Here is a 25,661-nt window from a genome sequence, read left to right on the forward strand (position 1 = left end):
GCTAACTGTTTGATACATTTCGTTCTATTTTTAAACTTTTACCGATGCACTTTTCTTGGATGATCTTTTTGCCACGTTTTGAAGCCGAGTCCATCTTTAAACTTAAATCTAATTTATTTTCTTTAAGACCAACCTCCAAAGGGTAACCCTCAACAACTAAACGCGCCATTACGTAGCACAAGCTGGATTCCGCACCTTGATTTATATTAATATTTTCTTTTTCAAGACCATCATAACAGGCACCATTAACAGGGTTGTACATAATTTGCTTGAGATGGTTATTGCCTAAAAACCAATTAAATGCGGTATGAAGCTGTTTGGAGTATTTCTTTTTATGGGTAACTTTACAGAATAGGTCCAATGAAAGAATGGTATAAGCCACCTCAATGGGTTGTTCGCCGTGAAAGGTACGTTTGTTTCTTTTGTGAAACCATCCGTCATTAGAAATGACTTTAATTTGCCCTTTCATAAAATATTGTGATAATAAAAAGTCAAAAGTAGTTTCGGCAACGTCCTTGTATTTTTTATTTTTTGTGATTAGCCAAGCATAAAAAAGCGCTTCTGGCAATATACTATTGGCATAGGTCAGGTAATCTTCAAACCATTCCCATTTTTTATCACTGGTAATATTAAAAATGCGCAAGAGCTCTTGGGCCAATGTATCTGCTAACTGATTATATTGGGTTTTAGGCTCATTTTCTTGATAATAATAAAGTCCTTTTAATATAAAGCCAATGGCTCGTGGGGATTTGAAATCCGCTACATTTCGTATGACGTTTTTAAAACAGTTTTCTGCTTTGGCTACTAAACTTTTTGGCAGGTTTTCTGTATCAGACAATACATAGCCAAGTGCCCAAATGGCCCTGCCATTGGAATCTTCCAGGTTCACTTCGGTATTCTGATTGGTAAATTGCTTTTCATAATCCACATAATTATAGAACAGTCCATCGTCCTGTTGGCAAAACACAATAAAGTCCATATAAATTTCAATGAGCCGCAGGACTTTGTCATTTCTTTTTTTCTTATAATACATAAGCATTGCTATAAGCGCCCTTGCATTATCATCAAGTGTATAACCAAAAGACGTATCCGGGACACTAAAATTTGAAAATTGAAGCATCCCAAAGTCAGTAGTCATATCTTCAATATGGTCTGTTTTTATGGGTGGTAAACTAAAATCCAAAGAATTATTATGTTGCAAATAATCCTGAAAAATATCGGAATAGGAAATGGCTACATTTTCCCAACTAAAAGCACGCATTTTAAGAAAAGCATTTTTTCCCATTGATGTTGCTATTAGCGGTTGTTCCAACAAATCGATAACAGCGTTACTAATTTCTATGGGATCTTCAAAATCATTCAATAAAATACCAGTACTGGAATCAAGGTATTCTTTAGAATGGGGAATAGGAGTTGATATAACAGGGTTTCCGCAACTCATGGCATAAGCAAAAGTGCCGCTAACGGCCTGGTTGGGATCTTTAGATGAGAATAAGTAAACATCGGACAAGGATAGGTATTCCAACAATTTGGAAAGTTCCAAATATTCGTTTATAAAAATGACATGGTCTTTAATATCTAAATCATCGACTATTGTTAAAAGCGCATTTCTATATGTTTCGCCTTCTCTCTTTATTATATCAGGATGTGTTTTGCCTAAAACCAGATAAACTGTGTTAGGGAATTTTTGGAGTATTTTTGGCAATGCACGAAGGGCTGTTTCTATATTTTTATTCTCACTTAATAAACCAAATGTGGAGAGCACATTTTTATTTTGAAAGCCATATCTATTTTTAAGCCGTTGTTTTTCTTTCCATAGTACAATATGGGTGCCATGGGGTATGACAGCTATTTTGTTAGTATCAATATGATAATCACTTTCTAGTATTTCTGCGGATTTATTGGTAAGAACGATCAGTTTCTCGGAAAGATCACCCAACGCTTGCACTATTTTAGTTCTTTTTTCATCTGGATAGGGTAGCACGGTATGAAACACACAAGAAATAGGGATGTCTAACTTTAGCAGAAAAGCCACTAAATGGCCACCGTAGTCACCTCCAAACAGCCCAAACTCGTGTTGTATACAAACCATTCCAATATCGTCCCTTTCATTTAACTTATTAGCTACTTTGAAAAAGGAACTTAACTCTTGGGCATCTATTTTATATTTAACTTCCTCTGGATAATCATTAGCGTCGCAGCACTCATTTTCCAGAGCACAAACCTCGATCTCTATGGTTGAGCCAAAGCATCTTTTCAAAGCCCGTATCAAATCTTGTGAAAAAGTAGCAATACCGCACTCGCGTGGAGGATATGAGCATACGAATAAAATTTTATGATTTTTCATGATATAGCTGTTTTTTTTAATTCATTCAATACTAGTTGTAGGCTTACTTTAGCTACCGCCGTATGTTTGTCGGCCGCTCCATAATATATATGAAGGTCGTCCCCGAACAATGCGGTCCCGGTAGGAAATACCACATGATCTACAACACCAAGCAGTTCCCATTCTTCGGTAGGGGAAAATAAGGGATAGGGCAATCGTCCAATTATTTTTATAGGGTCTTCAATATCCAGTAACGCAGCGGCGGCGTGATAGGTCTTTCCAATGTGGGTTTCACAAACTCCGTGGTAAATCATCAGCCAACCATCCTTTGTTTCTATGGGAGGGCATCCGGCACCGAGATAATTCACTTCAAAATCGTAGAACGGATCCATAAGAATATGATCGTGAAGGTTCTTTATATGATTTTCCCAAAATTCTTTGGTAAGGTTTTCCCACTTTTCAAACTGTACTATTTGTATTCCTGGCCATATACGGTGGAGCATTACAAATTTACCGTTGATTTTTTTGGGGAACAGGACAATGTCCTTATCCCTCAGATACCTATGTTTTTCATCTGCCAATCCAATTTGTGCAAACAAGTTGTAGTAATAATAATACTTTGGATTCAATCTTTCCTGATTACAATGCTCCAAATGGTATTTATATTCTTTGTAGGTAATGAATGGTGTGATTATCCCCTTTTTCTCAAAATGTTTCAGGTCTTTTGAAGTTGCCAAAGCACCCATGGCATTGAACCCGTCATAAGCTGTATAAGTTAAATAATAGATATCTTCAATTTTAACAATACGAGCATCTTCCACACCATGTTTTTCATAATCAAAATCACGAGTTATTAACGGGCTTGATTTCCTTTCTATGAGATCTAAATGCTCATTGGTTTTGGCATATCCAATGGTAGAGTAATTGCCATCTTCCACCGCACGGTAAAAGATATGCACCTCTTCACCTTCTTGAGATATTCCAGGGTTTAAAACCCCATTGCTCTCAAATTTCAATTTAGTGGGACTGAGCAGTATCCCTTTTTTCTCTATGGGTATTCTGGTATTAATTTGATGTGTATGTTCCATATTGTAATATTTATTTGGGGTCTTCCCTGTTGTATTTGTCCTTTAGCCTGACAATATCGTTTTCATCAAAATTTCCAAAAGCAATTTCAAGTACACTTACAGAAGAATCAGATGTTTTTATTTGATGTACGGTTTCCTTCGGGATAAAAAATTCGTCCCCTTTATGGCCAACTTTGGTATTGTCGCCAATTACGAAAGTTCCCGTTCCATCTATTACTCTCCAGAATTCTTCCCTGTTATGGTGAAACTGTAGACTTAGCTCTTCGTTTGGATTAACCGTAAGTATTTTTACGGTGCTAATCTCGTTATGGGTAAAGCGTTCAAAGTTTCCCCAAGGTCTTTCCTCTATGTATGTTTTCATTTTTCTCGTTTTTATTTTCCAAATAGTTCTAAGAGTTCGTGCAATTCTTTATTGACCTGATGTTGTTTGACCACTTCATTAAAAGGGGTTAAGTGCAATTGATTGTTTAAAATCCCGACCATTACATTCTTTTTACTTTGTAAAAGTGATTTTACGGCTTCCACCCCAAGCCTAATACCCAACATCCTATCTAAAGCAGAAGGATTTCCACCTCGCTGAACGTGCCCAAGCCTCGTAATTCGTATATCGACATTGGGATTGACTTCCTTTATTTTTGAGGAAACCAGTTCAGCGCCTATTTCATCACCTTCAGAAACCACGACAAGAAAAGCATCTTCGCTATCGTAATTTTTAATCTTGTCCAATAGGTAAATAAAATCTTTTGCACTTTCAGGAATTAGTATGGCATCTGCACCTACCATTAATCCCGAATGAATAGCGATGTAGCCTGAATCCCTTCCCATTACTTCAACAATAAATACGCGGTTATGAGATTCGGCAGTGTCCTTTATTTTATCAATATTTTCAATAGCCGTGTTTACTGCGGAATCAAAACCAAGGGTATAATCAGTACCAGATATATCGTTGTCAATAGTCCCGGGAATACCAATGAATGGGATGTCGCATATTTCTGAAAAAGCCAATAAACCTTTAAAAGTGCCATCGCCACCAATAGCAATTAAAGCATCTATGTTGTTTGCTTTTAGAGTTTGCAATGCTTTTTTACGGCCCTCTAATTCCAGAAATCGTTTGCTTCTTGCTGTTTTTAGAATGGTACCGCCTTTTTGGGTTATTTTTTTTAGTTCGTGTGATGCTAATGGAACCAAATCACCGTCTATCAACCCTTCATACCCTTTTCGAAAACCACTTACTTTTATACCCTTTACTTCAGCGGATTTTGCAATGGCGTACAATGCAGCGTTCATTCCAGGACTGTCGCCTCCTGAAGTAAATACGCCTATATGTTTAATTTTATTAGTGCTCATTAGATATGGTTTTTTGTAATTTTTTATCTGAAATAGTAAAATCTTGAATTGTGTTCCAAACAAATTCTGCTTCTTTCAGAAAGAACTGATGGTCTCCTTCAGATGAAGTAATTAGTTGTGCGTTTTTAAATTCCTTTGATAATTTTAAGGCATTTTCTAAAGGTGCAGTGGTGTCTTTTTCTCCGTGAATAAAAAGCACGTCTTTATCCTTAATTTTCTTTGCAATCGCATATAAATCTGTTTTCAAGATGACCTTTGTAAGTGAATAATAATAACTCTGCCAATGATGCTTTTTTGCATCTTCATAAACATCATCTGTGAGGTTGTCAGGTTTGAATGCACTCGACATAAAAATGGGATGAATCATACAAATGTATTTCGAGAATTTGCTTGTTGAAATCCTATCCACAAAGGAATGGGATGACATAATTTCTTTAAACTCATCAGCGTTCTTATAAACAGGTATGCTTATAAAAATTCCTGCCTTGAACCAAGTTGGTTGCTTTTCCAATAGTGCCAATGAAATCATAGCTCCCATAGAATGTCCCGCAATAATTGTTTTGCCATCATTGAATTCTTCTTTGTTTAAAATTAATTCAAGGGCTTGCAATTGTATTGAAAGGGAATAATCACTTTGTGGTTTTGGCGAATCACCAAAACCTAGCAGGTCGACTAAAAGTAGCTTATGTGTAGTTGTAATACTTTCTAAATTGCGTTTCCAATAATGCAATGAGCCTGTTAAACCGTGCAACAAAACAAGTTTGTTTTCTCCAGAGCCTATTATTTCATAATTCAACAGTGTTTCTTTGGCATCATAAGCTGGTTGCTTACCAATTTTGTAATGCTGATAGCTTGCTATAGCTACAACAGGAAGAATGAACACTATGGATATGAGTAGTAATGTCATTGTTTTGAAATTGATTTATTATCCGTTTTCTCACTAACCAAGATTGGGGTTTTACCATAGTATCTATTGAAAACCATACAGGCAGTCAAATCACCAGTTACATTTACCGCAGTCCTAAACATCCCCAAGAGTCTCTCTACACCAATAATAATAATGATGCCTTCAGCGGGTATGCCGACACTTCCCAAAACAGAAGCGAGTATAACCACACCGCCTCCAGGAATGGCTGGTGTGCCAATGGAAGCAGCTACTATGGTTACGATGACCACTATAATATTGAGTAAGCTCATTTCCAGTCCATAGGCTTGGGCTATAAAAAGAGTCGTTATAGTTTGATAGAGCGCCGTTCCATCCATATTGACGGTTGCGCCAATAGGTATAATAAAATTGCTAATGCTCTTATCCACTTTCAGTTCTTCTTCCGCTGTTTTTAGTGACAAGGGCATTACAGCCGCAGAGCTCGTGGTTGAAAAGGCCAATAGTTGAACATCCCTTATTTTTTTTAGGAAATGCAATGGGTTTGTTTTTCCAAGAAGGACAACCAGTCCTAAATAGAAAAACACCAGTAACAATAGACCGAGTAACACCACCACAACATAGTAGGCTAGACCTGACAGAGAGCTCAAGCCAACACTAGAGGTAAGCTGTGCCATAAGCCCAAAAACAGCAACAGGTACTAACAACATAGACCATTTCACTACCGTCATACAGACTTCTTGAATGGCACTTAAGAGTATCTTTACTGGGCGCAATAATGCTGCATTAAGTGAGAGCACAGCCACACCAATAATAATTGTAAAAATCACGATACTTAACATATCGGCATTTACCATAGACGCCAAAGGGTTTTCGGGAAGCAGGTTTGAAATGGCATCTGGAATATTTTCAAGCCCAAAAGAAAGTTCGGTATCCTCCGTAGAGGTGGTCATTATTTCGTTATGTTCGGATAGCGATTGTTGATGCAAAAAACGACCAGGTCTAAAAAGTTGTGATAGTATAACACCGAGACTTACCGAAACTATGGTAGTGCCCAGAAAATATAATAATACGCCACCACCTAATTTTTTCAAACTATCCTTGTCATTACTGGCGATTCCTGTGATGATTGAAGCCACAATCAATGGAATCATAATCATTTGAACCAGCTTTAGAAAGAGTACGCCTGGCAATGCCAGCCAATTTCCTAAACCATCAGCTGTTTCTTTGGTAATTCAACCATTATGAGGACTTAACAACAACCCAAATCCAACACCTAAAAACAAGGCAATAATAACCTTAAGCCATAAGCGGCTTTCTACGAGTTTTACCAGATAGTGATTTAGTGACTTAAGTGATTTTACTTCTGTTTCGAACATTCTTTATTTTGTTATGCAATACTAATTTTATGGTCTAAATAAACTTTTTGAACGGATTGTAATACTTCCACACCTTCACCGAAGGGCTTTTGAAACGCCTTTCTTCCCATAATCAGCCCAGAACCGCCAGCTCTTTTATTAATTACTGCTGTAGTAATCGCTTCCACTAAATCAGACTCTCCTTTAGAGCCACCACCGGAATTAATTAATCCGATCTTCCCCATATAGCAATTAGCCACTTGCAACCTGCATAGGTCAATGGGATGTTTTGTTGTCAGCGTTTCATACATTTCATCATCATATTTTCCAAATCCTATCTCCCTAAAACCAAAATTGTTTGTTGGCAATTTTTGTTTGATGATATCAGCTTGAATAGTAACACCCAAATGATTGGCCTGTCCAGTTACATCGGCAGCGGCGTGATAATCTTCTTTTTCGGTTTTAAAAGCTTCGTTTCGGGTATAGCACCATAAAATGGTAGCCATACCTAAATTATGGGCTTCTTCAAAAGCTTCAGCTATTTCTTTAAGCTGTCTGTTACTTTCTTCGGAACCAAAATAGATAGTTGCACCGACGGCAACTGCTCCCATATCCCACGCAGCTTTTACTTTGCCAAATAAGGTTTGGTCATATTTATTGGGATAGGTAAGTAGTTCGTTGTGGTTAATCTTTACGATAAAGGGAATTTTATGGGCATATTTTCTAGCGTTCAATCCCAATACACCAAAGGTGGAAGCCACGCCATTACAACCTGCTTCCATCGCTAATTTTATAATATTCTCTGGGTCAAAATAATCCGGATTTTTATAGAAAGAAAAAGCTGCACTATGCTCGATACCTTGGTCTACAGGCAGGATGCTCAAGTAGCCTGTACCACCAAGATTTCCGTGGTTATACAATTGTGAAAGACTTCGTAGTACCTGCGGATTTCTATTACTTTGAGTAAATACCCTGTCTAGGCTTGTCTTACTAGGTGTTTGCAATTCGTCCTTGGTTATTTTTTCACAAACGTGATTCAAATAGAAGGACGCTTTTTCACCTAATAGTTCTGTAATATTTATATTTGTTTTCATTGGAATAAGATTTAATGAATTCCTAAACTTTCATTTGTTTTGGCGATGGATTTGGCACCATCTGTTTCAATTCCAGTAAGTGCTCTGATGGCATCAATCGTTTCTGGGATTACAATGGCTTGGTTATCGACCACGTAGGCATAAAAAAGTTCATCTCCCACTACCTTCAGCATATCTTCCCAAAGGGCTACTTCGTACATATCGCCCCAAGGTCTTCCCATATCCAAGAACATTTCTTTAATGGTGTTGTTTGAAACCAGGCCTTGGTCATATTGAATTAGTTTGATACGACTAGACGTTTTAAAAGCATTTAAGACTTCTTCTTTCGAGACTTGCTTTTTTAACTTCACGTTCCAATAGTGCATATGGCTTAATGTTTCTGGAACTTTTACTGCGGAAGTGATGACGTCCAAATCAGGATCTACGCTTTTAGCGTCAGGACCTTGATGGCTTGGAATATCTCTTTCTGGAAGCATTGTGTTCATAATTCCGCCCAAATGACTTTCCCAAGGATCTGTTGCTCTTCTTAAAAGTGTTCCTCTGGCATAATCCAATAAATCGGCTCTTTTTAAAGCGGTCAACGTCCTTAAAATAGAAGTGGTGTTGCAAGAAACAACTCTTGTAGCATCTAGATTTAGAGCTGATTGATAATTGTTTTCAGCACTAAAGGAATGGCCTGTTGTTTCGTGTTTTTCGCCTCCGTGCAAAATAAATTTGATGTTTTGTTCTTTATAAATTGCGACATTTTGAGCCGCAATCTTTTTAGGGGTACAGTCCACGACGAGATCTGATTTTTTCAACAGGTCGTGCATATCGCCTTTTACTGAAATACCTTCGGATTTCATTTTATCAGTTGCTTCTGGGGTGGCTGCATAGATATCGTACTCTTTTCTCACGGCATTTTGAATGCGCCAATCGCTAATGATATCGCACACGCCCGAAAGCTTCATATCGTCCTGTAGATTGATGGCATCGGCCACTCTTTTTCCAATGACTCCGTATCCTATAACTGCTATATTTTTCATTTTCTAGTTTATAAATATGTTGTTGAATAAATCTTAACTTTTTCTTTTACTCCGAGTTTTAATCAGGTTTTTAACTGCAACAGGATCCTCCTGATTTTTTTTGATTTTTATCCCCTTCTGCGCCCGCGATACTATAACCACCTGCTTTTACCAAGGCTTGACTGAGTTGCGTTTTGCTTATAGATTCATTTGCTTCAATAACTGCTTGGGGTGGATTCAGACTTACTTCTACCGTTTGTACTCCCTCAATTTGTTTTAATGCTTCTTTAACATTTTTAACACAACCTCCGCAGGTCATTCCTGTAATTTCAATTTGTTGTTTCATTTTTTTGATTTTAAATTAATTAACTTGATTTTCTATTATTTTTGATTTATCCTCGCCCATTCCCATTGGCATATTGCCATCATCATCTGTATGCGAAATCATAAAAAAACGTTCCGCAACAAGAATCAGGATAATTCCAATTGCTGCTACGATGAGCACCATTGGATCATTCAGATATTTTATATATAGAAAAGCTGATAGTACTGCTATATCCATTACAATGGCTATTAAAGGAATGATGGGTTTAAATTTTACCTCGTTCTTTAAGTGGCGAAAAAGCCCCCAATGGATAGCGATATCCATAATGAGATAGAAAATAGCGCCGATAGAAGCGATTCTTGTTAAATCGAAAAAGGAAGTGAGTAAAACGGCAAGGGCAACCGTAAATATGAGTGCTGGATTTTTAAAATTACCCATTTTTTTTAAAGAGGGTATTTGTTTCATATTACTCAACATCCCCAATAAGCGCGATGCCGAAAAGACACTGGCGATAACCCCTGAAAAGGTTGCTACAATAGCGATTGCTATAGTAAACCATAAACCCCATTCCCCAAAAACAGGTTCGGCTGCTGCTGCCAAAGCATAATCTTTTGCCTTTATTATTTCAGGGATACTCAAACCGCCTGCAACAGCAAGTGCCAAGGCCACATAGATAAGTGTGCAGATAAGAATAGAAATCACAATGGATCTTCCAAGGTTTTTGTGTGGATTTTTGATGTCTCCACCTTGATTCGTGATTGTTGTGAACCCTTTATAGGCAAGGATTGATAATGCCAATGCCGCTACAAAGCTTAGCCCTTGTGGTAGCGTTTCGGTATTTTGTGGGATATAGTCTCCTGTAATATCTGCAAATCCGGAAGCTACTAAACCTGCAATGGCGAGCAATGCAATACCACCTACTTTAATAATTGCTGTAAATGTGGCCGTTGCTCCAATCACTTTATTTCCTAGAATATTTATGACATACGCTGTTACCAAAAGTAGAATACCAAGAATGGATGCATAACCAGCATAACTTTCTGGGAATAATCGAAGGGTATATGCGCCAAAGGTTCCCGCGACCAAACTTTGTGCAACGACCATTGAAACATACATTAGTAAAGAATAGACACCTGTGGTCGTTCCAGGTCCATAGGATTTATTGAAAAACTTAACCACCCCCCCAGATGACGGAAAGGCATTTGAGAACTTCACATAAGAATATGAACTAAAACCTACCACGATAGCACCTGCAATAAAAGCAATCGGAAATAAATCGCCTACCAATTCAGCTATTTGTCCCATAAGTACAAATATGCCAGCACCTATCATTACACCTGTACCAAGAGAGATGGAACCTATTAGGGAAAGCTTATCGTTTTCATTTGTGGTGTTTTTCATTTGTAAATTATTTCTTTGTGTTATTAATTGAAGATTTTGGTTCAAAATTTCTAATAATTAGGCGATTGCTCTTTTCATAAGTGAAATAGCTTACCGCCCAATTAAAACCAACCATCAATCTATTTCTAAATCCGCTTATGGATAATAAGTGTACAATTGACCACAGCAACCAAGCGAAATAGCCTGCAAATTTAAATTTGCCTAAATCGGCAACCGCTCTGCGTTTTCCTACTGTTGCTAATGAGCCTTTGTCTTTATATTCAAAAGGGTTTACGCCCTCATTCTTAATAATTTTCAATAATATATTACCCAAATACTTACCTTGCTGAATAGCTGTTTGTGCTACTTGCGGATGCCCCTTTGGCGTTTCTTCTGTAATTACAGCCGCTATGTCGCCTATGGCAAAAATGTTGTCATAGCCTTCTACCATTAAAAATGAGTCGGTTTTTAAGCGATTGCCCCTAACCACGTGTTTTTCATCAATACCTTTTGGGAACTGTCCTTTAACACCCGCCGTCCAGATTAGGTTTTTGGCTAAAATGGTTTTTCCACTTTTGGTTGTTACTATTGAGCCGTCATAATCGCTTACCGATTCATTGAATAGTACCTTTACATCCAAGTCCTTCAAATATTTCAGGGTTTTCGTAGATGCTTTTTCAGACATCGTACTTAACAATTCATCAATGGCCTCTATCAAATAAATGTTCATAATGGAAGAAGGGTACTCGGGATAATCCTTAGGAAGAATGTATTTACAGAATTCAGCCAAAGCTCCTGCCATTTCCACGCCAGCTGGACCACCTCCAACGATGACGAAATTTGTTAAGGCATCACGTTCTTTGTCATCACAAGTGATTGCAGCTTGTTCTAAATTTTGCAGCATCATATGACGAATATTTAGAGAATCGCGAATGTCCTTCATCCCAAGACTATGGGACTCGACATTGTCCATACCAAAAAAATTAGTAGTTGTTCCCGTTGCCAATACGAGATAGTCGAAATGAACGCTTCCCTTATTGGTTATAATGGTGTTTGTAGAAGGTTGGATTTCTTCCACTTCAGCCAAACGAAACAATACGTTTTTATAGCCATTGATTTGTTTTCTAAATGGAAAAACAATACTGTCAGGCTCCAAAGCACTCGTTGCCACCTGATAAAATAATGGCTGAAACTGGTGGAAGTTATTTTTATCGAACAATACTACCTGCACCTCTTTATGTTTTAATTTTTCAACCAATGCCAAACCTGCAAACCCACCACCTATAATAACAACACGAGGTAAATTAGTATCTGGAAGGCAGATTTCATCTGTTATCTTGCAAGCAGATTCTGTAATAGCAGTATTTGAATGGTTGACGTTCATATTTAGTTTTTATACATTGTTATTAGCCATAGATTATTTTGCATCCTTGTCTTTCAAAATCATTACTGAACATTTGGCTTGGGTTGCTAAATATTGTGAAACAGAACCCAATAAAAGACGTGAAAATGCCCCTTGACCTTGTGACCCGACCACGATTAAATCTGCTCCGAACGATTCTGCTTTTTCTAAAATTTCTTTTTTTGGAAGACCGCTGATAACACTTGTTGTGATATTAAGCGATTCATTTTCTTCTTTTAATATCTTGATGGCTTCGGAAATAATTTTATCCCCTATTATTTGTGCATTTTTTATAGCTTCATCAGGGTATTTATAAAGTGTTGCTGTTGTTGAATGTAACCCTGATGTTGGCAACGCACGATACTCATAAACATTTATGATGCAAACTTCACTTTCCTTTGGTAATGGAAATTTTCCAAGTTCCTTAATGGCAACCTTGCTAAAATCAGAACTATCTATGGCTAACACTATTTTCATAATTTGAATGTTTTTAAAGATTAGATTGCTTGAAGCTCATTTACAAATGCTTAAGCATTTTCTTTTTCTTTTACAATTAATACCGAGCATTTGGCGTGTGTTGCTAGATATTGTGAAACAGAACCTAATAAAAGACGTGAAAATGCTCCTTGCCCTTGCGAACCGACTACAATTAAATCGGCATCAAAAGATTCCGCTTTTTCCAAAATTTCTCTTTTTGGAAGACCGCTGATTACATTTGTTGTTATAAGAAGTGAGCGATTTTTTTCTTTCAATACTTTACCAGCTTCGGAAACAATCTTTTTCCCTATTTTTTCAGCATTGGCTATAAATTCTTGATAATACACGTCAAGAGTTACTGTTGTGGATATGAGTTCTGGGGTTGACATCGCAGGATGTTCATAAACGTTTATTATACTAATTTCACTGCCCTGTGGTAATGGAAATTTTGCAAGTTTCTTAATGGCAACCTTGCTAAAATCCGAGCCATCTACTGCTAATACTATTTTCATAATTTGAATGTTTTATTGATTAAATATCCTATGCTTTATTCTTTTTTATATAGGTTTAAATTGATTACTTGTTTTATTTGATTTTATGAGTTTCCGCCAATAGATGTGTTCATATAATCCAGACCAGAACATCCCAAAAGTGAAGGCGAATAATAATTCTTCAATAGGAATGCCCAAGACAAGAATATGGGTCAGGTTGTCAAGATTCCAGTACAACTCCACATATTGAGGATAGAACGGAAGGATGCTTCCGAAATAAATGAAGTACAATACCGTAAACAGAATTCCCCCAACCCAAATCTTTCCTTTTAAATCTGGGCGACAATAAAGAGTCGCCAATCCACCTATGAACAAAGCTATAATGCCGCAATAAATGTGATTGAGCGACGTAAAAAGCGCCAGAATGATGAATACAGCTGCTGGTATAAAAAGTATAAAAATATGCAATCGGTGCCTGCTATGACTTCGTTCGCTATGCGGTATTTGGGCAAGTCCTCTTTTAAAAATAAGGTTGTAGAGTACAGTGCCAATGCCACCTATTGCGAAAGAGAAAATCAAACTTTCGATATCGAAGCCTGTTTTTTCGGCCAAATCAAAAAGCGAAGGTGGAAACCAATATTCTGGTACAAACAACGGTTCTGTTAAACCAAAGGGCATCGTAATCAGGCTCATTTTGAGCATTTCTTTTCTATGCCCTTTTTTTGAAAAATAGATTATTGCCCAAAGGGCAAGAATAATTAGTGACCATATAAACCAGACGTATTGCATAAATCCTAAAAGGTTTTTTTACTTTTTTATTTTTATTTGCGCATTATAAAAAGCGCCAATAGAAGCGCCTATAAGCCACCAAAGGATAAAAGTTTGTACGATACCCATTAACACTTCTAATAGGGGAATATCCATTCTAATGATATTGGAAGTGTCCAAGCCGTGCAATAAGCTATTGAAAAAGATGATTGAACCTTCCCGTCCTGCTGTAGCCATTACTATCATACAGCCCAAATAAATTATGGTTCCTGTAAGACCGAAGGCAAATCCGAGTTTTTTTACGTTTAAGCGATGCATAATTTTATAGTTTAAGATTAGTTGTCCGAGTTTAAAATTTTTTTAGATTCTTCATAGTCTTCCTTGGATATTTCGCCTTTTGCATAGCGTTTTTTAAGAATATCCAGTGGGCTGTCCTTCATTGTTTTTTGATAGGGTATATCTGCTGGGATAAAGAATATCCAAGCAAGTAAGATGACCCATATAATCCACCATATTAGGTGCATTCCTCCAAAGTGTCCGTCGTATAAATGCATAGTTTTTAGGTTTTAATTGTTATTGATTAAGTTCTGTGATTGTATATCCATTGAGCTCATCGAGTTGCTTTTGCAAGTCGGCAACCGAAAGTGCTTCATTCATCGTGATACGTGTAGCTCCTTTTGGTGCCAGAAAAATTTCTGCCTTTTCGATATTGGGATGTTCTTCCAAAGTCTTCTTGACCCTTGCTACACATCCACCACAACTAATTCCGTTTATTTGAAATTTTTGTTTCATTGTATATAGTTTTTAGTGATGTTGATGTCCTTTGTGTTCTTCTTTTGTTTCTTGTTCAGAATGATTGTGGTCGCTATCCTGATGCTTATGATTATTGTGCCTTCCGTGTCCGTGTGAACCGTGGGGCATAAACAGATGGATGCCGAACATAAAAAGGATGAAAATAAATAGTGATGAACCACCTCCTATACCAAATGAGGGCGCTAAAAAGATGAACAATAGTGGTAGCCCACAACCTATGACCATCCAAATCCAGTGATTGTTTTTCATTGTTTTTGTATTTAGAAGTTAAAAATTAATGATGCTCGGTATGATCCTGTTTGTTTGGACTATTCATATTCTGCATATCCATTCCTTTTTCGCCCATCATCTTTGAGCAAGATTCCATACAGTCCTCGCTCATCATTCCTTTTTCGTGCATCATTTTCATCATTGTTCCCATCATTTTTCCGTCATTCATCATTTGGTTCATCATCGAATGCATCATTATACTGTCCTTCATCATCATTTGCATTCCTTCTCCTTGCATCATAGAGCCCATCATTTTTTTGTTGCCCTGCATCATTGCCATTGTGTGTTGACTGCCGTGCATACTTTCCATAAACTCGGTCATATAATCGTGGTTCTCGGTAATGGCATTAAACACCTCCGTACGAGTTTCAGGATTTTCCAAAAGTGCTTGAGGATCTGCTCCTTGGTTGCAACTGCTTAAGCTTAAAAGCCCGATTGTTGATAAAACAATTAGTAATGTTTTCATAATTTTCTATTTTATTGAGTTAAACTTTTATTTTTATAAACCCATTCCCAACAATCCACAAACCGTAGTTTAGGGAATGGGTTATCAGCTATTAACTGTCAGATTTAAAAAGGTTTTCAATCTTCTTTAATTTCATTTCTGTCCGGAACTTTTTCGTTGTTATTCAATTTTTTTTAAACGCCATTTCTTGTTGCTGTCTTTAATGGCCACTAAATTTTCCGAAATGAATTTAGATGTTATGGTAGGTGGATTTTTACCCTCCTTATCTTTAGGCGATATGTGAATGGCCAATTGAGTTAGATGGTCAATGGCTTTTCCTTGTTTATCTATAACTACTTCAAAATAATGGTAGCTAACGACGTCTTTGTTGAAAATGTCATTATAGCCTATGGTCTCTTTTTCAACTTTTAGTACCAATGCCTTATCATATTCGAAATTGGTCGCATTCAAGAATTGAGGTGTAATGACAGTTTTTCCAGTTTTATCGATATAGCCATAATACAGTATGCCATCTTTTTGATGGGCAATCAAGCATTTTTCGTTACTGAATATGGGGTAGGTTGCATTTCCTGTTTTGGTTAGCACCAAATCATTTCGAAAATCAATGATTACTTTGCCGTCTTGGTCAATAAACCCCCATTCGTTCCCTTTTTTAATGGCAGCTACTTCATTGTTAAAAGGCGAGATGTACTCTAAATTTTCTATAGTTTGTGCAATCCCTAGAAACGGAATTAATACTAATGTGATGAGTAGTTTTTTCATTTTAGTTTGATTTATTTTGATAAAATTAATGATTGCCTTAAGCGTTTATCTGCATAACTTTCGTTGTTATCTACATAATTTCATCGTAAAAATTTCTTTTCCAGTTTTCAGTATTTTTATAATCGGTCATACTCACTCCAATTACTTCTTTGAACTGTCTAGACAGATGGTTTACGCTGCTGTAGTCCAATAAGTACCCTATATCTGAAAAGGAATGTTGTTTGAGTTGAATGAGCTCTTTAACTTTCTCTATCTTTAATTTGATAAAGTACTTTTCAATGGTTGTCTGTTGATTTGCTGAAAATAATTTACTCAATGTCTTGTATTCCCTATGAAGGCTTGATGCCAATAGTTCAGATGTTTTTACTTTGATATGTAATGGTAGCTCTTGCAATTGTTCAATTAGAATAATCTTGATTCTTTCTACGAGCATTTCTTCTTCGTTCTGCACTATTTCAAAATCATTGGCGTGAAGCACGGTTGTTACTGCATTGATAATTTCATTGTTGGTTTTTTTTGGTGCTTCTACCAATAGTCTTCCCAGTTCCAATGAAAGTACAGTTACTCCAAGTTCTTGTAATTCCTGCATAATTACTTTTAAACAGCGGTTACAGACCATATTCTTAATCCAAAATTCCTTTGGTTCGCTCATAGTATAGAATGTATTGTCATTGAGTTTTAACTCAATGGTTTGAAAGGATAAGACCTAACAGGGTTAATGGTGTTATAGTGTTGTTGAAAATGGGGTACAACAATTTTTAGCCAGAAGTGAAACTGTGGCTATAGATGCAATGCAGATTAAATTTAACCTGCGCAGTAGAAATTTAAATTAAGAAGGTCTCGTTGAGAATTATTATATCTGTAGAGAGCAATGGTGGCCTGTAGGCTCTATAGGAAATTACGTTTTCATCTAATCCTTCAAAAAGATTTATATAGGAATAGACGAATGTGTTTAAGAAAACGATAGTCTCGGTTGTGAGTATTGTATTAGACTTTTTAAAAGTATCATCTCCTTCTTTTACAATGGTCTGATTATCGCAACAGTCTTTCTCTTGTATGGAAGTACATTTTTTGGTATTATCATCTTTTTTTTTCACAATCTCCATACAAGATTTCGCTTTACTAAAAAAAGCCATATCTACTAATTTATTGCAACAAAAATGCATATCTACCGTAAAGGAAGAGGTAGAAAACAGTATTGATAATGCTAAAAAGAAGGACAATATTTTGGCAAAAGTAGACTTCACGCTTAAAGATAGTTAAATTTTGTTTAACATTTGATTTTTAGTAACTATATGATATTTTATTTAATAAATTCATAATCAGAATTTTATGTATAGAGTATAGAGATATATTTTACGAAGATAATTAACAAACTTCAACTAGAATATGACTTTCGTCATATAAAATTTAATATAAAAGGTGTCTATTTGTACATAATTCTTAAGACAGTTTGATAGATAAATCCATTGTATTTTTATGCTGTAAAAAAGTTAAATACAGGAATTAGAATTATTTTTTCATAACTTTGCAACAATAATGAAAGAAATATTTCATAAAATAGCGTCATTTTCTTTAGCACTTATTGTGTTATTATCAACAGTATCTTTTACTGTTGATAGTCATTACTGTGGCGATACTTTAGTGGATACTTCTTTATTCGGTCACGCTGAAACCTGCGGTATGGAAGTTCAACAGCAATCGAATTCATCAGAGTGTGATATCTCCAAAAAAGGTTGTTGTAGTGATGAACAAGTGATTGTTGAAGGTCAAGATACTTTAAAAACGTCGTTCGACAAATTGGATAAAGACCAACAACTGTTTGTTGCTGCTTTTATCCACACCTATATAAATTTGTTTTTCGAATTTCAAGAAGATTTAAATTCATATAGAGATTATACACCTCCTCCCTTGGTCAGGGATATTCAAGTTTTAGACCAAACCTTCCTTATTTGATTTTTAAGTAATTAGAACTGTAGTCCTACATTAATTTGTTTTGGACCTTTGTGCTTGTTTGTCACTTTTTAAACAAGATTTATAATTACTTAATAATCATTTCTATGCTGAATAAAAGCATCAAATTTCTAATAGAGAATAAACTCGTCGCAGTTTTAATGCTCACCCTATTTATAGGTTGGGGCGTTGTAAACGCACCTTTTGGTTGGGACACCGGCTTTTTACCATCTAATCCTGTTGCTGTAGATGCTATTCCAGATATTGGGGAAAATCAACAAATTGTTTTTACCAAGTGGCAAGGTCGCTCACCACAAGATATTGAAGACCAAATTACCTATCCACTTACTACTTCGCTTCTGGGTATTCCTGGTGTAAAGACCATTCGTAGTTCCTCTATGTTTGGGTTTTCCAGTATCTATATCATCTTTGAAGAAGATATTGAATTCTATTGGTCACGTAGTCGGATTTTAGAGAAACTAAATTCACTGCCAGCCAACCTATTACCAGATGGCGTAAATCCATCTTTAGGACCCGATGCCACAGGTTTAGGTCAAATATATTGGTACACGTTAGAAGGGCGTGATGAAAAAGGAAATGTAACTGGAGGCTGGGATTTGCAGGAGCTGCGTAGTATTCAAGATTACTATGTAAAATACGGATTGTCCTCGGCAAGTGGTGTTTCAGAAGTTGCCTCTATTGGCGGTTATGTTCAGGAATACCAAGTTGATGTTGACCCTGAAAAAATGCGCCAATACAGTATTAGTTTAAGCGATGTTGTAAAAGCAGTAAAGGAAAGCAACCAAGATATTGGCGCGCAGACACTGGAAATAAATCAAGCAGAATATTTAGTTCGTGGTTTGGGTTATGTAAAATCTGTGGCTGATATTGAAAATGCAGTAGTTACTTCAGAAAATTTTACTTCTATACGAATCAAGGATATCGCAAAAGTAAATTTAGGACCACAGACCAGACGCGGTATTCTGGATAAGGAAGGTGCCGAAGTTGTGGGTGGTGTCGTTGTGGCTCGTTACGGTGCAAACCCAATGGAAGTCATTAATAACGTCAAAGATCAAATAGCTGAACTTTCAACAGGACTACCAAGCAAAGTTTTAGCTGACGGTCGCACTTCACAGGTAACTATTGTCCCATTTTATGACCGAACAGAACTCATTCAAGAAACACTTCATACGCTTAATGAAGCTCTTACACTTGAAATCTTAATTACCATTTTGGTCATCATCGTGATGGTGTTCAACCTGCGCGCATCTATTCTTATTTCAGGATTATTACCTGTTGCCGTATTAATGGTATTTATTGCGATGAAACTATTCAATGTAGATGCAAATATTGTTGCCTTATCAGGTATTGCTATAGCCATTGGTACAATGGTGGATGTAGGCGTCATACTTGCCGAAAATATGATTCGGCATTTGGAAGATGAAAAATTACGCTTTAAAGAAAGTGGAATAGAATACACAACAAATGAAATTGTCTATAATGCTACTGCTGAGGTTTCAGGAGCTATTTTAACAGCTGTACTCACAACTATTATAAGCTTCATACCAGTATTTACATTGATAGGTGCTGAAGGCAAACTATTTAGACCACTGGCATTTACTAAAACAATGGCACTTTCTGCGGCCTTGGTTATTGCTCTTTTCTTGATACCACCATTTGCCGCATTCTTGTTTAGGAAAACGAATATTAGAGAACGTTCTAAATATATTCTCAACGGTTTGCTTATTATTCTTGGCATCACTGCCATTGTTTACGGCTATTGGTTAGGGCTTATCTTAATAGCTTATGGCGTTGTTGCGCTCTTGAGCGTAAGAGATATTATAACAACTAAAAGAGCTAATTTATTTCACATAATTATTTCCTGCATTGCTATTGTGTTCTTGCTTGCTGAATATTGGCGACCGCTCGGTTTTGATCGGAGCATCTTAATGAACTTGATTTTTGTAGCGATTATCTGTTTTGGGTTACTGGGTGTGTTTTCAATTTTCCAAAGGTATTATGACAATATATTACGCTGGGCACTTCAAAACCGACTACTGTTTTTAATCATTCCAACAACGGTGTTTATTTTAGGAGTGGTTATAATGCGAAATACTGGTAAAGAATTTATGCCATCGCTCAACGAAGGTTCATTTCTTTTAATGCCTACTTCTTTACCACATTCTGGTGTAGAAGAAAATAAGCGTGTACTGCAACAACTCGATATGGCGGTTGCCACGATTCCAGAAATAGAAACAGTAGTAGGAAAATCAGGTCGAACAGAATCCGCGCTCGACCCTGCACCACTATCGATGTATGAAAATATGATTCAGTATAAATCTGAATATATGCGGAATGAATCTGGAGAGCGCCAACGTTATAAAATGAATGATGACGGATTGTTTGTATTGAAAAATGAAAAATTCATCATCAACCCAAATAACGAAATCAGTGACGATGCAAACTACGAAGCATCTCAGCTTAAAACAAACGCAACTAATGAAGATTTAATTCCAGATGATGATGGGGAATACTACCGTAACTGGAGACCAGAAATAGTCAGTCCTGATGATATTTGGAATGAAATAGTTAAGGTCACTAAATTCCCTGGAGTTACCTCTGCACCGAAACTACAACCTATCGAGACAAGATTGGTAATGCTTCAAACTGGAATGCGAGCACCGATGGGCATCAAAGTGAAAGGGCCTGATTTAAAAACCATTGAAGCTTTTGGTTTGCAATTGGAAGGTCTTTTGAAACAAGCCGAAGGTGTAAAAGAACAAGCTGTTTTTGCAGACCGTATTGTAGGTAAACCCTATTTGTTAATTGATATTAAAAGAGAGCAATTGGCGCGGTACGGAATTTCAATTATGGATGTTCAAGAAGTACTTCAAGTCGCCGTTGGTGGTATGCCACTTACCCAAACAGTAGAAGGTCGCGAGCGTTATGGGGTTCGTGTTCGCTACCCAAGAGAGTTGCGTGGCAACCCAGAAGACCTTAAAAAGATTTATGTACCTGTGGAAAAAGGAAGTCCTGTTCCTTTAGGCGAGTTGGTGGATATTCGCTATGAACAAGGACCGCAAGTAATTAAAAGTGAAGACACCTTCCTTGTGGGGTATGTACTTTTTGATAAGCTAGATGGTTTTGCCGAGGTAGATGTGGTTGAAAATGCGCAGGCTTTGTTTAAAAAGAAAATTGAGGCTGGCGAGTTGATCGTTCCTAAAGGAATCAGTTACAAATTTACAGGTACCTACGAAAATCAATTACGGGCAGAGAAAACACTTTCTGTTGTAGTGCCGCTCGCACTTGTAATCATTTTCTTGATTCTATATTTCCAGTTCAAATCAGTCAGCACATCGCTTATGGTATTTTCAGGAATTACTATAGCCTTTGCTGGTGGTTTCATTATGATTTGGTTATACGGCCAAGATTGGTTCTTCAATTTTAATCTTTTCGGGGAAAATATGCGAGACCTGTTCAATATGAAAACCATTAATTTAAGTGTGGCGGTTTGGGTAGGCTTTATTGCACTTTTCGGCATTGCTACAGATGATGGCGTGGTAATGGCAACCTATCTCACACAGTCCTTCGATAGAGAAAATCCAACGGACAAAAAGGGAATTCGACAGGCAACGCTTGAAGCTGCCGGCAAGAGAATACGCCCTTGTTTAATGACAACGGTAACTACCATTCTGGCACTATTACCCATCCTCACATCCACAGGAAAAGGAAGTGATATAATGATACCTATGGCAATCCCAATTTTTGGTGGAATGATTATCGATATTACCTCTTATTTCTTATTACCAGTGCTATTTAGCTGGAAGAAAGAATATCAATTAAAACGAGCTACAAAATGAGATATATAATTTTAATAGGACTTGTTTTTTTCGCTTTCGCGGAAGTAAATGCACAAGATTTAGCTTCCTATATTCAGGAAGCTGAAAAGAACAATCCTGAAATTCAGGCTTTTGAACTGCGCTATAATATAGCTGAAGAAAAGGTAAATGAAGTTGACTGGTTACCAAATACAGAGATTGGCGTAGGCTACTTTATAAGTGAACCAGAAACCCGAACAGGGGCGCAACGTGCACGTTTTTCAGTAAAGCAAATGTTGCCTTGGTTTGGAACCATATCAGCAAGGGAAAACTATACTTCATCAATGGCCGAAGCCCAATTTGTTGATATAGCGATTGCAAAAAGAAAACTTTCGTTATCAGTATCCCAATCCTATTATAAACTCTATGCCATAAGTGCAAAACAGGGTATTCTGGATGAGAATATAGAACTTCTGGAAACCTATGAACGCCTTGCATTAACCTCTGTAGAAGTGGGAAAGGCATCAGCGGTTGATGTACTTCGCCTTCAGATAAGACAGAACGAGTTGATTCAGCAGAAAGAAGTGCTGGAACAAGATTATTTGGCGGAGCAAGCGCTCTTTAATAATCTTTTGAATCGTGATGAAAATATTGCCGTAGAGGTCGTAAAGCAGATGATAATTCCCGAAGAAGATGTGTTTATTTTGACTGACAATCTACAGCTTAACCCAGAACTTATTAAATACGATAAATTATATGAATCTATCGAAGAAGCCGAATTATTAAACCAAAAAGAGAGTGCGCCCAATATCGGTTTTGGTTTGGACTATGTGCCTGTATCAGAACGTCCAGATATGAATTTTTCCGATAATGGTAAAGACATTGTGATGCCTATGGTTTCTATTTCAATTCCCATTTTCAATAATAAATATAAGTCAGTGACAAAGCAAAATGAATTGAAACAATTGGAAATAAAATCACAGAAAGAAGAGAGGCTCAATAACCTTGAAACACGTCTTGCACAAGCTATTTATAATAGAAATACAATGAGAATTAAGTTTAATGTACAAACAGACAATTTAAAGCAGGCGAATGACGCCGAAGAAATTCTCATTAAGAATTACGAAACCGGAACTATAGATTTTAACGATGTGCTCGATGTACAAGAATTGCAGTTAAGGTTTCAAATCAATTTAATCGAATCTAATAGAGGGTATTATACAGAATATGCCATCATAAATTATTTGACAAAATGAAAACAATAAAAATTATTACGCTATTACTTTTCACAACTTCAATTTTTGCCCAAGTAGGCACAAACGGAAATGATAGAAAGGAAGATGGGCGACCTGTTAAGGAGTATAACCTTACCATTGAGGAAAACGAAATGACACTTGGAGGTGTTACTGCCAATGCAATGACCATCAATGGAGGTATCCCTGGGCCTGTTTTGGAATTTAATGAAGGAGACCTTGCTATAATCAACGTAACCAATAAAATGGATGAAGAAACTTCAGTGCATTGGCACGGATTGATACTTCCCAATTTTTACGACGGGGTTCCATATTTAACTACCCCACCGATTGAGCCAGGAACAACCTTCCAATACAGGATTCCAATCAACCAATCGGGAACATATTGGTACCATTCCCACACAATGCTACAAGAACAAAAAGGTGTTTATGGGTCTATTATCATTCATCCAAAAGAGAAAACCTTGGAATATGATAAAGATTTAGTCGTGGTATTATCAGATTGGACCAATGAAAAACCAATGAATGTATTACGAAACCTTAAAAGAGGTAACGAGTGGTATCAAGTTAAAAAAGGCACAGCAGTGCCATTAAGTAGGGTCATTTCAGAAGGTGCCTTTGGTGCTCAACTTAAATTTTGGAGAGACCGTATGGAAGGGGCTGATATTGCAGACATTTATTATCCCGCATTTTTGTCCAACGGTAAAAAACTGGCAGAGTATCCAGAATTTACGGCTGGCGAAAAAGTAAGGCTTCGCTTCATTAACGCATCGGCTTCTACCTATTATTGGATGGACTTTGGCGGAGGTAACCCAATGTTGGTTTCCAGTGATGGTGTTGACGTGCAACCCGTTTCCAAAAGCAGATTTCTCTTTGGCATAGCCGAAACGTATGATGTAATTGTAACTATTCCAGAAGGAACTATTGAAATTACCGCAACCGCTCAAGATGGTTCAGGTCATACCTCTATACAGTTAGGTAATGGCACTCTTTACCCAGCCAAAAGAATTGATAGACCTGATAAGGTAGCGATGATGAAGCAAATGGCTAAAATGGATATGAAAATGGGAGCACCTGCAATGGTTGGAAACAAGAAGAAGAATACACCCGAAGTTTTAATGCAGAAGTACGGAATGAAGATGAATATGAAGGACGGCGAGATGAAAATGGGGAACGATAAGATGTCGATGAAAGATGGCAAAATGAATGACCAAATGGATATGAAGATGGATGATACAATGGGAATGAAAAAAGACTCGATGTCAATGAGCCATAATGGAGCATCAAATAAAATGGAAGGTCATATGCACAATATGCCAATGATGCAGAAGGATTCTACTTCTTTTGATTATGAGGAGCGAAAGACATACTTCAACTATGATTTTTTAGAGGCAAAAGAAAAAACTGAATTTAAGGCAGATTTACCAGTAAATGAAGTGTTGCTTAACCTAACAGGTAATATGAATCGCTATGTATGGAGTATGAATGGGGTTCCATTATCAGAAACCGATAAGATAAATATAAAAGGAGGCGAGGTAACCAGAATTACATTAAATAACCTGACTATGATGCACCATCCAATGCACTTGCACGGTCATTACTTCAGGGTCATCAATGAAAAAGGAGAACGTTCCCCATTAAAGCATACCGTGAACGTACCACCAATGCAGAAAGTTATTATTGAATTTTATAACGAAGAGTATGGCGATTGGTTCTTTCATTGTCACGTATTGTACCATATGATGGGTGGTATGGCAAGAGTGTTTAGTTACGATACCCCAAGGGATGATAGAATGAAAGATTATCCAGTTCAGAAACTTATCGATGAGACAGACCATTATTATTCGTGGGGATTGGCTCGTGCAGGTTCAAACTTTAATGAACTCTTTTTAACGTCGAGCAATATCCGAAATGAATTTGGTTTGAGAACAGAGTTCGATTACGACCAAAATCTTGAAGCCGAAATAAGTTATAATAGGTATCTGAACGATTGGGTACGTGTTTATGCAGGAGTAAATACCGAAACGTCAACACCAGATTCTTACGATACATTTAATACCGTAGGATTGGTTGGTGTAAAGTATTTTACGCCTTATAGATTTAATGTAGATGTGAGTATGGACCATCAGCTACGCCCAAGAATACGTTTGGACAGAGAATTATTGATTTTTCCAAGAATTTTTTTGGAAGGCGAATACGAATACAGAGCAGATTTTGGATGGGTCAATGATTTAGAGAATAATAAATCATTTGAAAGCGAAACACAATGGTTGGTAGGGGTTGCATACATTCTTTCGCGCAATTTTTCAATCCAAGCTAACTACAATAACCGATATGGATTGGGTGGTGGACTATTAGCAAGATTTTAAACAACTAAAAATTA

25 protein-coding genes and 1 pseudogene are annotated in these 25,661 nt (G+C 36.9%); 4 read left to right on the forward strand and 22 right to left on the reverse strand.

Going from position 1 to position 25,661, the window contains the following annotated elements:
• Position 1: 1 nt before the first annotated feature.
• The 22 genes and pseudogenes from BC962_RS03080 to BC962_RS03185 all read right to left on the reverse strand — a co-directional run bounded on the left by BC962_RS03080 (position 2) and on the right by BC962_RS03185 (position 17,501).
• Entirely contained in the window at positions 2-2,347 is a 2,346-nt protein-coding gene (locus tag BC962_RS03080) for a glycosyltransferase (protein WP_121344441.1), read from the reverse strand.
• Entirely contained in the window at positions 2,344-3,414 is a 1,071-nt protein-coding gene (locus tag BC962_RS03085) for a glycoside hydrolase family 130 protein (RefSeq protein WP_121344442.1), read from the reverse strand. Before BC962_RS03085 ends, BC962_RS03080 begins: the two co-directional genes overlap by 4 nt.
• A 10-nt stretch (positions 3,415-3,424) precedes the next feature.
• Positions 3,425-3,775, reverse strand: coding sequence for a phosphomannose isomerase type II C-terminal cupin domain (locus tag BC962_RS03090; protein ID WP_121344443.1), 351 nt, complete (start codon positions 3,773-3,775; stop codon positions 3,425-3,427).
• An 11-nt stretch (positions 3,776-3,786) separates the two neighbouring features.
• Positions 3,787-4,761, reverse strand: a complete 975-nt coding sequence (locus tag BC962_RS03095) for an ATP-dependent 6-phosphofructokinase (protein ID WP_121344444.1) — start codon at positions 4,759-4,761, stop codon at positions 3,787-3,789.
• Complete coding sequence (locus BC962_RS03100) at positions 4,751-5,668, reverse strand: alpha/beta fold hydrolase (RefSeq protein ID WP_121344445.1); 918 nt, start codon at positions 5,666-5,668, stop codon at positions 4,751-4,753. Before BC962_RS03100 ends, BC962_RS03095 begins: the two co-directional genes overlap by 11 nt.
• A pseudogene (locus BC962_RS03105) lies at positions 5,665-7,023 on the reverse strand (dicarboxylate/amino acid:cation symporter). Before BC962_RS03105 ends, BC962_RS03100 begins: the two are co-directional and overlap by 4 nt.
• Before the next feature lie 11 nt (positions 7,024-7,034).
• A complete protein-coding gene (locus tag BC962_RS03110) occupies positions 7,035-8,096 on the reverse strand; it encodes a class I fructose-bisphosphate aldolase (protein WP_026754864.1) in 1,062 nt (353 codons plus the stop codon).
• Positions 8,097-8,107: 11 nt separating this feature from the next.
• Positions 8,108-9,121: a type II glyceraldehyde-3-phosphate dehydrogenase gene (locus BC962_RS03115; protein WP_026754865.1), complete on the reverse strand. Its 1,014-nt coding sequence runs from the start codon at positions 9,119-9,121 to the stop codon at positions 8,108-8,110.
• Positions 9,122-9,191: 70 nt separating this feature from the next.
• The gene (locus BC962_RS03120; protein ID WP_051605472.1) at positions 9,192-9,446 is read right to left on the reverse strand and encodes a heavy-metal-associated domain-containing protein; all 255 of its coding nucleotides are present in this window, start codon (positions 9,444-9,446) and stop codon (positions 9,192-9,194) included.
• Between the two features lie 15 nt (positions 9,447-9,461).
• Positions 9,462-10,826, reverse strand: coding sequence for an APC family permease (locus BC962_RS03125; protein ID WP_121344932.1), 1,365 nt, complete (start codon positions 10,824-10,826; stop codon positions 9,462-9,464).
• Between the two features lie 7 nt (positions 10,827-10,833).
• Positions 10,834-12,189 (reverse strand): NAD(P)/FAD-dependent oxidoreductase, encoded by a 1,356-nt coding sequence (locus BC962_RS03130; protein WP_121344446.1) that lies wholly within the window; start codon positions 12,187-12,189, stop codon positions 10,834-10,836.
• A gap of 33 nt (positions 12,190-12,222) precedes the next feature.
• Positions 12,223-12,684, reverse strand: coding sequence for a universal stress protein (locus BC962_RS03135; protein ID WP_121344447.1), 462 nt, complete (start codon positions 12,682-12,684; stop codon positions 12,223-12,225).
• Positions 12,685-12,734: 50 nt separating this feature from the next.
• Positions 12,735-13,196, reverse strand: coding sequence for a universal stress protein (locus BC962_RS03140; protein ID WP_026754869.1), 462 nt, complete (start codon positions 13,194-13,196; stop codon positions 12,735-12,737).
• Positions 13,197-13,241: 45 nt separating this feature from the next.
• Positions 13,242-13,964 carry a lycopene cyclase domain-containing protein gene (locus BC962_RS03145; protein WP_121344448.1) on the reverse strand — a complete coding sequence of 241 codons (723 nt, stop codon included), beginning with the start codon at positions 13,962-13,964 and terminating at the stop codon, positions 13,242-13,244.
• Positions 13,965-13,982: 18 nt separating this feature from the next.
• Positions 13,983-14,261, reverse strand: a complete 279-nt coding sequence (locus BC962_RS03150) for a DUF5676 family membrane protein (RefSeq protein WP_117157962.1) — start codon at positions 14,259-14,261, stop codon at positions 13,983-13,985.
• A gap of 17 nt (positions 14,262-14,278) precedes the next feature.
• Positions 14,279-14,497 (reverse strand): SHOCT domain-containing protein, encoded by a 219-nt coding sequence (locus BC962_RS03155; protein WP_117157961.1) that lies wholly within the window; start codon positions 14,495-14,497, stop codon positions 14,279-14,281.
• Between the two features lie 19 nt (positions 14,498-14,516).
• On the reverse strand, positions 14,517-14,735 hold the full coding sequence (locus BC962_RS03160; RefSeq protein ID WP_034886844.1) for a heavy-metal-associated domain-containing protein: 219 nt from the start codon (positions 14,733-14,735) through the stop codon (positions 14,517-14,519).
• Between the two features lie 12 nt (positions 14,736-14,747).
• A complete protein-coding gene (locus BC962_RS03165) occupies positions 14,748-15,005 on the reverse strand; it encodes a hypothetical protein (RefSeq protein ID WP_034886845.1) in 258 nt (85 codons plus the stop codon).
• Positions 15,006-15,030: 25 nt separating this feature from the next.
• Entirely contained in the window at positions 15,031-15,348 is a 318-nt protein-coding gene (locus BC962_RS03170; protein WP_245983989.1) for a hypothetical protein, read from the reverse strand.
• Positions 15,349-15,651: 303 nt separating this feature from the next.
• The gene (locus BC962_RS03175) at positions 15,652-16,254 is read right to left on the reverse strand and encodes a WG repeat-containing protein (protein WP_121344450.1); all 603 of its coding nucleotides are present in this window, start codon (positions 16,252-16,254) and stop codon (positions 15,652-15,654) included.
• Positions 16,255-16,324: 70 nt separating this feature from the next.
• The gene (locus tag BC962_RS03180) at positions 16,325-16,906 is read right to left on the reverse strand and encodes a helix-turn-helix domain-containing protein (RefSeq protein WP_121344451.1); all 582 of its coding nucleotides are present in this window, start codon (positions 16,904-16,906) and stop codon (positions 16,325-16,327) included.
• A 172-nt stretch (positions 16,907-17,078) separates the two neighbouring features.
• Entirely contained in the window at positions 17,079-17,501 is a 423-nt protein-coding gene (locus tag BC962_RS03185) for an HYC_CC_PP family protein (protein ID WP_121344452.1), read from the reverse strand.
• 292 nt (positions 17,502-17,793) lie between these two features.
• On the opposite strand from BC962_RS03185, the gene BC962_RS03190 reads away from it, so the two are divergent.
• From BC962_RS03190 to BC962_RS03205, 4 genes are all read left to right on the forward strand, one after another.
• Complete coding sequence (locus tag BC962_RS03190; protein ID WP_026754880.1) at positions 17,794-18,210, forward strand: HYC_CC_PP family protein; 417 nt, start codon at positions 17,794-17,796, stop codon at positions 18,208-18,210.
• A gap of 104 nt (positions 18,211-18,314) precedes the next feature.
• Complete coding sequence (locus tag BC962_RS03195; RefSeq protein WP_026754881.1) at positions 18,315-22,067, forward strand: efflux RND transporter permease subunit; 3,753 nt, start codon at positions 18,315-18,317, stop codon at positions 22,065-22,067.
• The gene (locus tag BC962_RS03200; RefSeq protein ID WP_121344453.1) at positions 22,064-23,281 is read left to right on the forward strand and encodes a TolC family protein; all 1,218 of its coding nucleotides are present in this window, start codon (positions 22,064-22,066) and stop codon (positions 23,279-23,281) included. The genes BC962_RS03195 and BC962_RS03200 overlap by 4 nt, the downstream gene beginning before the upstream one ends.
• Entirely contained in the window at positions 23,278-25,647 is a 2,370-nt protein-coding gene (locus BC962_RS03205) for a multicopper oxidase domain-containing protein (protein WP_070237423.1), read from the forward strand. Before BC962_RS03200 ends, BC962_RS03205 begins: the two co-directional genes overlap by 4 nt.
• Positions 25,648-25,661: the final 14 nt, after the last annotated feature.

The sequence above is a fragment of the Gillisia mitskevichiae genome, assembly GCF_003634585.1.
Taxonomy (GTDB): Bacteria; Bacteroidota; Bacteroidia; order Flavobacteriales; family Flavobacteriaceae; genus Gillisia; species Gillisia mitskevichiae.